Here is a 13,177-nt window from a genome sequence, read left to right as displayed (position 1 = left end):
CTGCGAGCAGCGCGAGGCTGAGGGGAGGATCGCGGCCCCGCCGAAGCCCTGGAGCGCGCGTGCGACGATCAGCTGACCGGGATCCGTGGACAGTGCGGCGAGAAGGAGCTCGCGCTGAACACGGCGATGCCGAGAAGGAAGACAGTGCGGCGGCCGAAGCGGTCGCCCAGGCCGACCGCGAGGAGGATCGTGGCAGCGAAGGCGAGCGTGTAGGCGTTGACGAACCACTGCAGCTGCTCGACGGTCGCACCCAGGCGCTCGTGCAGCACGGGCAGTGCATTGGTCATCACGAGGTTGTCGAGGGTGGCCATGAACATGGGCAGCGACGCCGCGACCAGGACGAGCCACAGCGGCCGTCGGCGTGTGGGAGGAAGAGCGGACACGAGTGACTCCAGCGGTTGTAATCGGATGATTACTCGGACTGTAGTAATCCGCTGATAACATGTCAACCATGACCTTGGAGGCGACGGCGCGCATGAGCTCTGCCGATCGGCGAGAGTCGATCCTGCAGGCGGCGACCGCGGTGTTCGGTGCCCGCTCCTACGTGGGCGCCACGACCGACGACGTCGCCCGCGCGGCCGGCGTGAGCCAGCCGTACGTTGTCCGGCTCTTCGGCACCAAGGAAAAGCTCTTCCTCGCCGTGCTGGACCGGGCCGTCCAGCTCCTGCTCGCCGCCTTCCGGAGTGCGGCCGAGGGTCCCGAGGAGGGGCGGCTCGCCCGCATGGGCGGCGCCTACGTCGGCCTGCTGTCCGAGCGCGGGCTACTGCAGACGCTGAGCACCGCCTTCCTGCTCGGCGGCGACCCCGCCATCGGCCCCGCCGCCCGCCGCTGCTTCAGCGAGGTGTGGGGCTACCTCCGGGACGAAGTGGGTGTCGACCTTGCGGAGGCCCAGAGCTTCCTCGCGAACGGGATGCTGATCAACACCATCGTGGGGCTGCGGCTCATCGACGACTACGACACCGATCCGCGGGTGACCGAGCTCTTCGATGAGCTGTGCATGCCGGAGAAGGCCGAGATCATCCAGCAGCTGGCACCGCGCGGAAGCGAGCCCTGGTGAGACGCCGCCGGTGAGCGGCGTCCTCATCGGCTTCGGGATCATCGGCGCGATCGTCGCCGCCGGCTATGCCGTCGGCCGGGCCGACCTCCTCGGCCCGGGCGCAGGACGCGTGCTCAGCCGACTGGCGTTCTTCGTCCTGTCGCCGTGCCTGCTGTTCACCGTGCTGGCCCGTGCCGACGTGCACGCGCTATTCTCGTCCCTCCTGCTGACCTCCGCCGTGGCGGCGTTCGTCACCGCGCTGCTCTTCGCGGGCGTGGCGCTCCTCGTGTGGCGGCGGTCCCTGCCCGAGGTCGTGGTGGGGTCGCTCGCCTCCGGCTACGTGAACGCCAACAACATCGGGCTGCCGGTCGCCGTCTACGTGCTGGGCGACCCGGCCTATTCGGCCCCTGTCATCCTGCTCCAGCTGGTGGTCCTCGCCCCCATCGCGCTGACTCTCCTCGACATATCCACGAGCGGGCATGTATCCCTCGGGCGCATCCTGCAGCAGCCCGTGCGCAACCCGCTCATCATCGGGTCGCTCCTCGGGCTGGTCGTGGCCGTCACCGGGATCCAGCTGCCGGACCCGGTGCTGCAGCCCTTCGAGCTCATCGGGGCGGCGGCCGTGCCCGTGGTCCTGCTCGGCTTCGGGATGTCACTGCATGGGCAGCGGCCCTTCCAGCCGGGCACGGGACGCCGGGACATCGCGCTCGCCACAGGCCTCAAGCTCGTCGTCATGCCAGCCGTCGCGGCGCTGGTCGGCGCTCTGCTCGGGCTCGAGGGCGCCCACCTCTACGCCGTCGTCGTCCTCGCCGCCCTGCCGAGTGCGCAGAACGTCTTCAACTACGCGCAGCGATACGACCGCGGCGTGGTGGTCGCCCGCGACACCGTGCTGCTCACCACGGTGGGGTCGATCCCCGTTCTGCTGCTGGTGTCCCTGCTGCTGCGGCGCTGACCCGCGCGTCAGAAGATCATGGGCCGGTCCTCGTCGAGCTCGCCGGGCGTGGCCAGATCGACGAGGACGGGGACGTGGTCGCTGGGCGCGGTGCCCTTGCGCTCATTGCGGTGGATCGATGCCCCGGTCACCAGCTCGGCGAACGCGGGCGAGCCGAGGATGAAGTCGATCCGCATGCCCTCGTTCCGCGGGAACCGCAGCTGCTTGTAGTCCCAGTAGGTGAAGCCCTCGGGCACTCGGTCCCGGACCACATCGCTCATGCCGATCCGCTCGAACTCCCGGAACGCGTCCCGCTCCGGCTCGGACACGTGGGTCGAGCCGGCGAAGAGGTGGATGTCCCAGACGTCGCGGTCGAACGGCGCGATGTTCCAGTCGCCCATCAGGGCGAGCGGCGTCTCCGGACGCTCCTTCAGCTCCCGCTGTGTCACCGCCGCGAGCTTCGCGAGCCAGTCGAGCTTGTAGTCGTAGTGCGGGTGGCCGAGCTCGCGCCCGTTGGGCACGTACAGGCTCCAGAGCCGCACCCCGTCCACGGTGACCGCCATCGCCCGTGCCTCGCTCGGCAGCGACCCGGCCTCGTCCGCGGCGACGCCGAACCCCGGCATGCCCTCGAAGCCGTTGGTGACGTCCTTCATCGGCAGCCGGCTCGCGAAGGCGACGCCGTTCCACTGGCTGAAGCCGTTGGACTCGATCTCGTAGCCGGCCTCGGAGAACGGCATCACCGGGAACTGGTCGGCCCGGCACTTGACCTCCTGCATCGCGAGGACGTCGATGTCCTCGCGCTTCAGCCAGTCCACGACGCGGTCGACGCGAGCCCGGATCGAGTTGACGTTCCACGTGGCGACCCGCATGGCACCACGATAGCGAGCACCGCTGACCCCTCCGGTCCGTGTGGGGGCGCCGGGTACGCTCGACCGGTGCTCCTCCAGGCTGCGCTCAACGGCTCCCGCTCGCGCGAGGAGCACCCCGCGGTGCCGCTCACCGCCGCGGAGCTTCGGGACGACGCCCGCGCGTGTGCCGCTGCCGGAGCCCGAATGTTTCACGTGCATCCACGGGACGCAGCCGGGCTCCAGACCCTCGAGCACGATGCGGTCCTCGCCGCCGTCGCCGCGGTGGTGCCGTTCGGCCCCGTCGGCGTCACGACCGCCTTCCGCATCCAGACGAGCGACCGGGACCGAATGCTCGAGCAATGGCGGGCCGCGGTACGGCAGACCTCGGTCAACCTGTCGGAGCCCGGCGCGCTCGACCTGACCGGATCCTTCGCCGACCGTGGCATCGCGGTCGAGGCCGGCCTGTCGAGCCCCGGTGACGCCGAGCTGCTGGCCGATGGCGGGTGGCGCGGCATCCTCCGGGTGCTCATCGAGCCCCTGGTGGACGAGCCCCCGGAGGCGCTGGATGCCGCGGCGGCGATCCATGCCGTCCTCGACGCCGCGTCGTGCCTGCGCCCGCGCCTACAGCACGGCGGGAACGAGGCCGCGTGGCCGCTGCTCGAGGATGCGGTGCGGCGGGGCGTGGATACGCGGATCGGCCTGGAGGACACCCTCCTCCTGCCCGACGGGAGGGTGGCGGCGGGGAACGCCGAGCTCGTGGCCGCGGCCCGGGAGCTCGGCGCGGGTTCGCCCTAGGCTGGTGACGTGACCGGGGCGCGCGACCAGCTGATCGAGTACATCAAGTCCGATGCGGTCTTCCATGGAGACTTCACGCTGACGAGCGGCAAGAAGGCGAGCTACTACGTCGATCTGCGGCGCGTGAGCCTCGACCATCGCGTAGCGCCCCTCATCGGACAGGTCATGCTCGAGCTGATCGCCGACATCCCGGACGTCGCCGCGGTCGGCGGCATGACCATGGGCGCCGACCCGATCGCGTCCGCGATCCTGCACCAGGGGGCGTCCCACGGTGCCGCGTACGACGCATTCGTCGTCCGGAAGCAGCCGAAGGACCATGGCCGCGGCCGTCAGGTGGAGGGCCCCGACCTCGCGGGCAAGAGAGTCGTGGTCGTCGAGGACACCTCGACGACGGGCGGGTCCCCGCTCGCCGCGATCGAGGCACTTCTCAAGGTGGGCGCAGAGATCGCCGCCGTCGCCGTGGTCGTCGACCGGGCGACGGGCGCCAAGGAGACGATCGAGGCCGCCGGCTATCCATACCGAGCCGCGATCGGCCTCGCGGACCTGGGGCTCGCCGAGCAGTGACCGACCCGGGGCCCGCCGACGACCGGCCCACGGAGGCCGTCCCGGTGGCGTCCGCCACGGCGGCGGAGGCTCCCGCGGACGGCGCCGAGTCCGCGGGCTCCCGCCGGACCCGGCTCATCCTGATCGCCTCGGTGACCGTGATCGCCGCCGCGGGCCTCCTGCTCGCGTTCTTCCTCGGCACCCGCCTGATGCCATCCCCGTCGCCGCTGCGGTCCGCGGTGCAGACCCCGAGCGCCAGCATCACCCCGACCCCTGCCGCGCCGCCCTCACCCACCCCGACCGCGGCCGCGGAGGCGCCTCCTATAGGGCCGGTCGCCCCGGGCGTGTACGACTGGGACCGCCTCGGCGGCGGTGAATGCCTCGAGCCGTATACGTCCCCGTGGGAGCGCCAGTTCACGGTCGTCGACTGCGCGGCACCGCACACCGCCCAGCTCGTGGCCCGCGGCACCTTCGACGGCGACGCCGCAGCGGCCTACCCGGGAGAGCAGGCGCTCACCGCGCAGCTGAACCTCCGCTGCACCGCTCCCGAGGTCCTCGACCTCGGCGCCGCGGGCGCCTATGCCGACGTGCAGTTCCAGGCGTCCTATCCGGCGGGGGAGGAGCAGTGGAGGTCGGGGGACCGCGCCTATTTCTGCTTCGTGTCCCGCAGCTCGGGTCAGCCTCTGACTGGGAGCATCGCGGCCGCGGGGTGAGCGCGGCTCAAAGCTCGGTCTCCACCGGCTCCCGGTTCAGGAGCTCCGCGACCGAGCCGATCACCTCGTCCGGGCGGAAGGGGTACCGGTTCACCTCGGCCACGTCGCTGATGCCGGACAGCACCAGGATCGTGTGCAGGCCCGCTTCGATGCCCGCGACGATGTCGGTGTCCATGCGGTCGCCGATCATCGCGGTGTTCTCCGAGTGGGCGCCGATGCGGTTCATGGCGGAGCGGAACATCATCGGGTTCGGCTTGCCGACGATGTACGGATCCCGGCCCGTGGCCTTGGTGATGAGGGCCGCGATCGCCCCGGTGGCCGGGAGCGGTCCCTCCGTGCTCGGGCCGGTCGCGTCCGGGTTCGTCACGATGAAGCGGGCTCCGTTGTTGATCAGCCGGATGGCCTTCGTGATCGCCTCGAACGAGTAGTTCCGCGTCTCGCCGACGACCACGTAGTCGGGAGCGGTCTCGGTCATGATGAAGCCCGCCTCGTGCAGGGCGGTCGTCATGCCGGCCTCACCGATGACGAACGCGCTCCCGCCCGGCATCTGAGACGCGCAGAAGTCGGCGGTGGCAAGCGCCGAGGTCCAGATCGACTCCTCCGGCACGACGAGCCCGGAGGCGCGGAGCCGCGCGCTGAGGTCGCGCGGGGTGAAGCTCGAGTTGTTGGTGAGCACGAGGAACGGCTTGCCCTGATCCGTCCACTGCTGGATCAGCTCGGCTGCGCCCGGGATCGCCTGGTTCTCGTGCACGAGCACGCCGTCCATGTCGGTGAGCCAGCAGTCGATCTCGTCGCGGCGGGTGGCCATGGCGTCCTTCCGGGTCGTGCCTCGACCCTAGCGAAGGTGGGCAAACGGCAGGTGGCGCGCGGACGCGGGTGCTGGGGACATCCGCACCGCCGCACGCGGTCGTGTCCTGTCCGCCGGACCCGCGTCAGACCTCGGCGAAGGTCGCCGAGTCGCCGAACCGGGCGCGCATGACGCCGATCGCCTGCTCGCTCCGGTCGACGAGCACGAAGCGGCGGCCGAGCTCCTGCGCCGCCGCCCCTGTGGTGCCGCTGCCCGCGAAGAAGTCGAGGACCCAGTCGCCCTGCTCGGACGAGGCGGAGACGATGCGGCGGAGGATTCCGAGCGGCTTCTGGGTCGCGTAGCCCGTCTTCTCGGCTCCCGTGGGCGAGACGATGGTGTGCCACCACACGTCCGTCGGCAGCTTGCCGAGCGCCGCCTTCTCGGGCGTCACCAGCCCGGGCGCCATGTACGGCTCGCGGTCGACGGCCGTGCTGTCGAAGTGATACCGGTCCGGGTCCTTCACGTAGACGAGGATCGTGTCGTGCTTCGCCGGCCAGCGGCGGGTGGCCCTGGCGCCGTAGTCGTAGGCCCAGACGATCTCGTTGAGGAAGCACTCCCGCCCGAACAGGCCGTCGAGCAGGACCTTGGCGTAGTGCACCTCGCGGTAGTCCAGGTGCAGGTAGAGGGTGCCGCGCGCATCGAGCAGTCGCCAGGCCTCCTCCAAGCGTGGGGCGAGGAACTCCCAGTAGTCGGCGAACCGGTCGTCGTAGGAGTACGCGAGACCCTTGAGCGTCTCGTAGGTGGCGCCCTTGAACCCGACGCGGTCGCCGGTGTCCGAGCGGACCGTGCGGAGCGTCGTGCGGGTCTGCAGCCGCCCCGTGTTGAAAGGCGGGTCCAGATAGACGAGGCGGAAGGCGCCGTCCGGAAGCCGGGACGTCACCTCGAGGTTGTCGCCGTGCACGACGAGGTCCGGCCCGGTCGGGCTCCACAGCGGGTCGGGCACGTCCCGACCCTAGACGCTCGCCGGGCAGAGATCCTGCTTCCGCCGTCTCGTGTAAACATCTGGTTTCCGCTCGTAACCATCGCGTGAAACGCGCCTCTTGCGCGGCAGGGCCCTCGTATCGTCTACTTGACCGGACAAGCGGTCATCCGAACGATGAGGATCTGTGACCTGATGCGAGTTGACCTCGACCACGAGCGCGGCGGCCAGCCGTTGTACGTGCAGCTCGCTCGCGCCATCGAGTCCTTCATCGCCCAGGAGAAGCTCAGACCGGGCGACGTCCTGCCCAGCGAGACGGTGCTCGCGAGCGAGAACCGTCTGAGCCGGGCGACGGTCATCAAGGCGTTCGACACGCTCGTCGATCGGGGAGTCGTCACACGACGGCAGGGGAAGGGCACCTTCGTCAACGCCCGGCCTATGGAGCGCCAGCTGCCGGAGCTCACGAGCTTCTCCGAGCACGTCCACGGTCTCGGCCTCACCCCGGGAAGCACGCTCCTCTCCTTCGAAGTCCTCGAGAGCCAGGATGCGGCCCGGCCCACATCCGCCTTCGACTCCGAGATCGGGTTCGACCGGCAGCCTCTTGTGCGGATCGAGCGGCTGAGGACCGTCGGCGACGACAAGGTGGGAATCCACCGCACGCTGATCCCCGAGGACATTGCGGACGCGATCGGTCTCACCGAGCCCGTCGCAGCGGATTCCGGGTACTCCCTCTACGAGTCGCTCCGCCGCGGGGGCGTCTACCTCACCTCGGGGAGGAATCCCTCCGGGCCATCAACGCGGACGAGCGGGACGCCGGCCTCCTGGGCATCGACGAGGGCACCGCTCTCATCGAGGTCGTCCGTGCATCGCGCGACGCAGCGGGACGCCTCATCGAGGTCGTCCGGGCCCGGTACCTCGGGACGCAGTACCTGTACCACATCACATTCGCACCCACATCACTCGGAGGAAACAATGAAGAGACACCACGCGCTGGTCTTCGTTCCGGCGGCGGCCTCGCTGCTGCTGCTGACCGCCTGCTCGGGAGGGACGCCTAGCGGCTCCGAGTCGAACGGCTCGAGCAGCGCAGGCACCCTGGGGAAGACGGCACTGGTCGTCGCTCAGGGCGGGCTGGGGGACGAGTCCTACAACGACCTCGCCTACTCCGGGTTCAAGAAGGGGCTGTCGGACAACGGCCTCGAGGGCACGCCCATCGAGTCGGACGACGTGGTCGGGCAGGGTGAGCAGATCCTGCGCCGGGCCGGTGACGAAGGTCTCGGCCTCGTTCTGGACCTCGAGTACTCGCACGCCGAGATCCTGCCGAAGGTCGCCGCGGACTACCCGGACACGGACTGGGTCCTCGTCAACGCGGAGGCGAAGGGCGACAACGTCGCCTCGGTGCTGTTCCAGGAGCAGGAGGGCTCCTATCTCGCGGGTGCCCTCGCCGCGATGCAGACGGTCAACACCAGCGATCCCAAGATCAATCCGGACAAGGTCATCGGGGTGATCGGCGGAGCCCAGAGCGCCGGCATCGACAAGTTCCTCGTGGGCTACATCCAGGGCGCCCGGGACGTCGACCCCGATGTGAAGGTGCTCTCGGCCTACTCGAACGATTTCGCGGATCCCACCAAGGGGCAGCAGCTCGCACAGTCCATGTTCGACCAGGGCGCGGACATCGTCTACGCCGTCGCGGGCGGAACCGGCGCCGGGGTCATCCAGGCCGCGAAGGACAGCAACCACTACGCGATCGGGGTGGACGCCGATCAGGATGACGTCGCGCCTGGCTTCGTCCTGACGACCATGCTGAAGAAGACGGACGTGGCGATGGAGACCCTCCTGAAGGACTACGCCGACGGCAAGTTCCCCGGTGGGACCACCCTCAACCTCGGGCTGAAGGAGGACGGCGTCGGCCTCTCCGACTTCAAGAACACCAAGGACGCGATCGGTGCCGAGACGATCGGCAAGGTCGACGACCTGAAGAAGAAGATCATCGACGGCGATGTGAAGGTCTGGAACGTCGTCACCCAGGGGTACCCCGACTTCTACTCCGGCAAGTAGTCCAGTCCCGCCTCTCCCAGGATCGAATCGCGACGCATGAGTACACCCAGCGCGGATCGCATCCCGTCCCCCGATCCGGCGCCCGTCGGCTGCCGGATCGGGGCCCGCGGGATCAGCCGCTCCTTCGGGCCGGTGCAGGCCAACGTCGACGTCACCCTGACGGTCCGAGCCGGCACGGTGCACGCGGTCGTCGGCGAGAACGGCGCCGGCAAGAGCACGCTCATGCGGATGCTCTACGGCCTCGACCAGCCGGACGCCGGCTCTGTCGTCGTCGACGACGAGCTGGTCGCCCTGGGCAGCCCGCGCGCTGCCATCGAGCGCCGGATAGGTCTGGTTCAGCAGGAGCTCGCGATCATCCCGGACCTCACCCTGCTCGAGAACCTCGTGCTGGGCCAGGAACCGGGCGTGCTCGGCCGGATCGACTGGAAGGCAGCGCTCGTCCGAGCGCGGGAACTGAGCGCATCGGTGGGCGTGGAGATCGAATGGACCGCCGATGCGGCTCGTGCCTCGATCGCCATCCAGCAGCAGGTCGAGATCCTTCGTCTCGTCTACCGGGGCGCGGATGTCCTCATCCTCGACGAACCGACCGCGGTCCTCGCTCCAGCCCAGGCTGACGAGCTCCTCCGGCTGCTGTCCTCCCTGCGAGATGCGGGGCGCACCATCATCTTCATCAGCCACAAGCTCGATGAGGTGCTCGGGGTCGCAGACCGGATCACGGTCCTCCGTGCCGGGCGAACCGTTGCGGAGATGGTCCGCGGCGAGACCGACCGCCGAGGACTGGCCGCACTCATCGTCGGCGACGACTCCGAACTGGTCGAGTCCACCACGGCGCGCGGGGTGCCGGGCGGAGTGGTGCTGACCGCGCGGGGACTCGGAGCGAAAGACGACCGCGGCATCGCCCGACTCGAGGACGTCGGCTTCGAAGCGCGATCGGGCGAGATCCTGGGCATCGCGGCCGTCGCGGGCAACGGACAGGAGGAGCTCGCGGAGGTGCTCATCGGCATCCGCGCCGTCTCGTCGGGCGACCTTGCGCTCGATGGCGTCTCGATCGCGCGGAAGGACGTGCGTGCCCGGCGCCGCGCGGGCCTCGGCTATGTGAGCGCTGACCGCAAGCAGGAGGGCCTTGCGCTACGGCTCTCCCTGGCGGACAACTCGATCGCGACGCCGGCCATGACGTCACTCGCGGGGGCGGGCTGGCTCCGGCCCCGGAAGGTCGCGGAGCACGTCAAGGCGGTGCTCGGGCGGGCTGCGGTGCGCTTCGGGTCCGCGTCCGACCCCGCATCGTCCCTCTCCGGTGGGAACCAGCAGCGGGTGGTGCTCGGCCGGGAGACGATCGGCGAGCCCCGTGTCCTCGTCGCCAGTCAGCCGACCCGCGGCGTCGATGTGCGAGGGATCGGGTACATCCACGAGCTCCTTCGACAGGCGCGGGACGCGGGCGCGGCCGTCGTGCTCTTCAGCGAGGAGCTGGACGAGTTGCGCGAGCTGTCCGACCGGATCCTCGTTCTGCACCGCGGCCGGGTGGCGGGCGTTCTCGGCCCGGACAGCAGCCGGTCCGAGATCGGCGCGCTCATGCTGGGCGATGAGGGGCAGGCGCACGCCGCATGACAAGCGCATCCACGACCCACGAGACGCCCGTAGCCCCGCCGCAGCCGGAGTCGGGCGCGTCGCCCGCACGCCGCACCGCGACGGCGGTGGCGCGCGCCGCCCGGCACGCCGGACTGCCGATCGTGATCGCCCTCGTCGTCGGGGCGATCGTTCTCCTGCTGACGGGAAACGATCCCCTCGAGGTCTACGGCCGTCTCGTCTCCGAGGCCTTCGGCACGCCGAGTCGCGTCAACGCGACCCTGGCCGCGACCACTCCCATCCTGTTCACCTCCATCGCGGCGGCGTTCGCGTATCGGGCCGGCGTCTTCACGGTGGGCGTCGAAGGAAGCTTCATCCTCGGCGGCCTCACCGCGTCCGTTCTCGGATCGCAGATGGGCGGCTTCCCCGGTCGTCGCGGTCCTTCTGCCGCTCCTCGGTGCGACCGTCGCCGGAGGCCTCGTCGCCCTGGTTCCAGCCATCCTTCGATCGCTCTGGTCCGTGGACGAAGTCGTGACGACGCTGATGTTCAACTTCATCATCGCCGGGCTCGCGGGGTGGAGCGTGCAGAGCTTCTTCCTGGCCTCGGGGCAGGCGAACTCGAGCACGGACTACGTGTCGGAGAACGCGGAGCTGCCTCCGCTCGCGCCGCCAGGGCAGACGGGGTGGGGCCTGATCCTCGCCCTCGTCCTCCTCGTGGGCTACGCGGTGTGGATGCGCTACTCAACACTCGGCTTCGAGTTCCGCGCCGTCGGCAGCGCGCCGCGCTTCGCCGCCGCTCAGGGCCTGCGGGTCCGCACGGTGCTCATGACCGCCCTGCTCGGAGCGGGTGTGATCGGCGGAATCGGCGGAGGCGCACACGCCCTCGGCCTGGTGCATCGCTACTCCGAGGGGTTCTCCGCGAACTTCGGCTTCACCGGCATCGCGATCGCACTGCTCGCGCGCTTCAATCCGATCGGCATCCTGGTCGGGTCGATCCTGTTCGGGGCGCTCAATGCCGCGGGCGCCACCGTGCAGCTTTTCATCAACCTGCCGGTCCAGATCATCGACGTCCTCCAGGGCACCGTGATGATCTTCGCGGTGGCTGTTTTCGCGCTTCCGCGGCTCCGGCGCAGGCGGGCAGCGGCCGAAGGAAGCGACCGTGATCGACCTCCTCCTCGCCTCGGCGATCACCCTCTCGGTCCCCCTGGTCCTCGCCGCCCTCGGTGGTGCAGTGCACCGCCGAGCGGGCGTCGTGAACATCGGTCTCGAGGCCCACATGATCCTCGGCGCGCTGATCGGGGCCGTGGTGAGCGGCCTCACCGCGAGCTGGGCGCTCGGGGCGCTCGGAGGGCTCGTCGCCGGAGCGATCTCCGGCGCCCTGATGAGCGTCATCATCACTCGACTCAAGGGCAACGAGATCATCGTCGGCCTCGGGTTCAACATCGTGATGTTCGGCGTCATCGGCTACGTGCTCCGGGCAGCATTCGGGGTCTCCGGCACGCTCCAGGTCCCAGGACTGCAGCGCATGCCGAAGCTGGTGATCCCCGGCATCGCGGACATCCCCGTCCTGGGCGCCCTTCTCTCGGGGAAGGATCCGCTGTTCTGGCTCTGCGTGGTGCTCGTCCCGCTTCTGGCGTGGCTGTTGAGATCGACTCGCTGGGGCGTGCGACTGCGCGCGACCGGCGCGTCGGAGCCCGCGAGCGCCTCACTCGGGCTGCGCACGCTCGCGATCCGGGACGGCGCCGGCGTGATCGCCGGCGCGCTGGCCGCCCTTGGCGGAGTGGCGCTCAGCCTCGGGACCGTCGGGCTCTTCAACGAGAACATGACGGCCGGGCGCGGGTACGTGGCGCTCGCGGCCTTCTACTTCGGCCGGTCCAAGCCCCTCCCCACGGCCCTCGCCTGCGTCCTGTTCGGATTCTTCGACGCGCTCCAGATCCGCCTGCAGACCGTCGGCGGCTTCTCTGCCGACATCATCTCGACCCTCCCCTACATCGCCGTCGTGGTGGTGCTGGCCCTCACGGGGATCCGCCAGCACTACCGCGGCGCCCGCACCGTGAGCTGAGCAATGGCCCCTGAAACCACAGACGAATCGACGCCGGATACGCCACCCACGACCGTCGGCGTGCCGACGGCCCTCGTGCTGGTCGACGTCATCGCCTCCTTCTTCGACGAGCGGGAGGCCAACTACTACCCGGCCGCGCTCGACGTCCTGGAGCCGATCCGCGAACTCCTCGAGCTGGCGCGCGTGCGCGGCACCCTTGTGATCCACGCCGTCGAGCGCCACTACCCCGGGCTGCAGGACTTCGAGTTCGGCAAGCTCCCGCGTCACCACGAGATCGGCGCCAGTGACGCCCAGTATGTGCCGGGCTTCGGCCCTATCCCGTCCGGGCGGGAGGTGGAGGTGCCCAAGCGGCGCTTCTCGGCGTTCTACGCCACCGACCTCGACCTTCTGCTTCGCGAACAGGGGATCCGGCGGGTCGTGCTCGTGGGCGTCAAGACGAATGTCTGTATCCGCGCGAGCGCCCAGGACGCCTTCGCGGGTGGTTTCGAAGTATGGGTGCCGCGGGAGACCACCAACTCCAATCGCCCGCATCTCGCGGAGGCGAGCCTGGAGGACATCGAGCGCTACATCGGCAGGGTGCCGACGTTCGAGGAAGCGAAGGCGACGCTGTGACCACGCAGTCCGGATCCCCACCGCGCCTTGCCGTCGTGGGCTACGCGAGCCTCGACTTCAGCACCTTGGTCACCGCGTTCCGCGGAGTCGACGCCACCAGCATTCTCGAACGACCGATTGTCTCGCCGGACCCGGGCATCGGAGGGATCGCCCACATCGTGGCAGCCGCGGCGGGGACAGGTGCGTCGGCGGAGGCCGTGAGCTGGGTGGGACCGGACCCGCAGGGGCGCCGATGGCGTGACGCGGTCGCGGC

Annotated in this window: 14 protein-coding genes and 2 pseudogenes; 12 read left to right on the top strand and 4 right to left on the bottom strand. The window is 69.9% G+C overall.

Annotated features, from left to right (window positions below):
* Positions 1 to 68: 68 nt before the first annotated feature.
* Positions 69 to 383, bottom strand: coding sequence for an MFS transporter (locus QUE51_RS05840; protein ID WP_286278662.1), 315 nt, complete (start codon positions 381 to 383; stop codon positions 69 to 71).
* A gap of 59 nt (positions 384 to 442) precedes the next feature.
* Between QUE51_RS05840 and QUE51_RS05835 the strand changes: the two genes are divergently transcribed.
* Complete coding sequence (locus QUE51_RS05835; protein WP_286278661.1) at positions 443 to 1,057, top strand: TetR/AcrR family transcriptional regulator; 615 nt, start codon at positions 443 to 445, stop codon at positions 1,055 to 1,057.
* A 10-nt stretch (positions 1,058 to 1,067) separates the two neighbouring features.
* Positions 1,068 to 1,988 (top strand): AEC family transporter, encoded by a 921-nt coding sequence (locus QUE51_RS05830; protein WP_286278659.1) that lies wholly within the window; start codon positions 1,068 to 1,070, stop codon positions 1,986 to 1,988.
* A gap of 8 nt (positions 1,989 to 1,996) precedes the next feature.
* Here the strand turns inward: QUE51_RS05830 and QUE51_RS05825 are convergent, their stop codons facing one another.
* A complete protein-coding gene (locus QUE51_RS05825; RefSeq protein ID WP_286278658.1) occupies positions 1,997 to 2,836 on the bottom strand; it encodes an exodeoxyribonuclease III in 840 nt (279 codons plus the stop codon).
* Positions 2,837 to 2,902: 66 nt separating this feature from the next.
* On the opposite strand from QUE51_RS05825, the gene QUE51_RS05820 reads away from it, so the two are divergent.
* Genes QUE51_RS05820 through QUE51_RS05810 form a run of 3 tightly spaced genes read left to right on the top strand, consistent with a single transcriptional unit; the run spans position 2,903 to position 4,866 of the window.
* Positions 2,903 to 3,610, top strand: coding sequence for a 3-keto-5-aminohexanoate cleavage protein (locus QUE51_RS05820; protein WP_286278657.1), 708 nt, complete (start codon positions 2,903 to 2,905; stop codon positions 3,608 to 3,610).
* Between the two features lie 9 nt (positions 3,611 to 3,619).
* The gene (gene pyrE, locus QUE51_RS05815) at positions 3,620 to 4,174 is read left to right on the top strand and encodes an orotate phosphoribosyltransferase (RefSeq protein WP_286278656.1); all 555 of its coding nucleotides are present in this window, start codon (positions 3,620 to 3,622) and stop codon (positions 4,172 to 4,174) included.
* Entirely contained in the window at positions 4,171 to 4,866 is a 696-nt protein-coding gene (locus QUE51_RS05810) for a septum formation family protein (protein ID WP_286278655.1), read from the top strand. Before pyrE ends, QUE51_RS05810 begins: the two co-directional genes overlap by 4 nt.
* A gap of 7 nt (positions 4,867 to 4,873) precedes the next feature.
* Here the strand turns inward: QUE51_RS05810 and QUE51_RS05805 are convergent, their stop codons facing one another.
* Both QUE51_RS05805 and QUE51_RS05800 read right to left on the bottom strand, forming a co-directional pair.
* Positions 4,874 to 5,674 carry an HAD-IIA family hydrolase gene (locus tag QUE51_RS05805; RefSeq protein ID WP_286278654.1) on the bottom strand — a complete coding sequence of 267 codons (801 nt, stop codon included), beginning with the start codon at positions 5,672 to 5,674 and terminating at the stop codon, positions 4,874 to 4,876.
* A 124-nt stretch (positions 5,675 to 5,798) separates the two neighbouring features.
* On the bottom strand, positions 5,799 to 6,656 hold the full coding sequence (locus QUE51_RS05800; protein WP_286278653.1) for a DNA-methyltransferase: 858 nt from the start codon (positions 6,654 to 6,656) through the stop codon (positions 5,799 to 5,801).
* A gap of 153 nt (positions 6,657 to 6,809) precedes the next feature.
* Between QUE51_RS05800 and QUE51_RS05795 the strand changes: the two are divergent.
* From QUE51_RS05795 to QUE51_RS05765, 7 genes and pseudogenes are all read left to right on the top strand, one after another.
* Positions 6,810 to 6,998, top strand: a pseudogene (locus tag QUE51_RS05795) (GntR family transcriptional regulator); the annotation flags it as partial.
* Positions 6,999 to 7,192: 194 nt separating this feature from the next.
* On the top strand, positions 7,193 to 7,687 hold the full coding sequence (locus QUE51_RS17830; protein WP_350226758.1) for a UTRA domain-containing protein: 495 nt from the start codon (positions 7,193 to 7,195) through the stop codon (positions 7,685 to 7,687).
* Positions 7,605 to 8,687: a BMP family lipoprotein gene (locus QUE51_RS05785; RefSeq protein ID WP_286279270.1), complete on the top strand. Its 1,083-nt coding sequence runs from the start codon at positions 7,605 to 7,607 to the stop codon at positions 8,685 to 8,687. Before QUE51_RS17830 ends, QUE51_RS05785 begins: the two co-directional genes overlap by 83 nt.
* A 36-nt stretch (positions 8,688 to 8,723) precedes the next feature.
* Positions 8,724 to 10,292, top strand: coding sequence for an ABC transporter ATP-binding protein (locus tag QUE51_RS05780; RefSeq protein ID WP_286278652.1), 1,569 nt, complete (start codon positions 8,724 to 8,726; stop codon positions 10,290 to 10,292).
* A 171-nt stretch (positions 10,293 to 10,463) separates the two neighbouring features.
* Positions 10,464 to 11,291, top strand: a pseudogene (locus QUE51_RS05775) (ABC transporter permease); the annotation flags it as partial.
* A 118-nt stretch (positions 11,292 to 11,409) separates the two neighbouring features.
* Complete coding sequence (locus QUE51_RS05770; RefSeq protein WP_286278651.1) at positions 11,410 to 12,312, top strand: ABC transporter permease; 903 nt, start codon at positions 11,410 to 11,412, stop codon at positions 12,310 to 12,312.
* A 60-nt stretch (positions 12,313 to 12,372) separates the two neighbouring features.
* Positions 12,373 to 12,924, top strand: a complete 552-nt coding sequence (locus tag QUE51_RS05765) for a cysteine hydrolase family protein (protein WP_286278650.1) — start codon at positions 12,373 to 12,375, stop codon at positions 12,922 to 12,924.
* The last annotated feature ends 253 nt before the right edge of the window (positions 12,925 to 13,177 follow it).

This window comes from Naasia aerilata, from assembly GCF_030296595.1.
Classification (GTDB): domain Bacteria; phylum Actinomycetota; class Actinomycetes; order Actinomycetales; family Microbacteriaceae; genus Naasia; species Naasia aerilata.
The sequence above is the reverse complement of the archived record's forward strand: the minus strand, read 5'-3'. Positions and strand labels throughout refer to the sequence as shown.

Coding starts and splice junctions, on each gene's coding strand:
- QUE51_RS05835 (WP_286278661.1), top strand. CDS start 443: ATGTCAACCATGACCTTGGAGGCGACGGCGCGCATGAGCTCTGCCGAT.
- QUE51_RS05825 (WP_286278658.1), bottom strand. CDS start 2,836: ATGCGGGTCGCCACGTGGAACGTCAACTCGATCCGGGCTCGCGTCGAC.
- QUE51_RS05805 (WP_286278654.1), bottom strand. CDS start 5,674: ATGGCCACCCGCCGCGACGAGATCGACTGCTGGCTCACCGACATGGAC.
- QUE51_RS05785 (WP_286279270.1), top strand. CDS start 7,605: ATGAAGAGACACCACGCGCTGGTCTTCGTTCCGGCGGCGGCCTCGCTG.
- QUE51_RS05780 (WP_286278652.1), top strand. CDS start 8,724: ATGAGTACACCCAGCGCGGATCGCATCCCGTCCCCCGATCCGGCGCCC.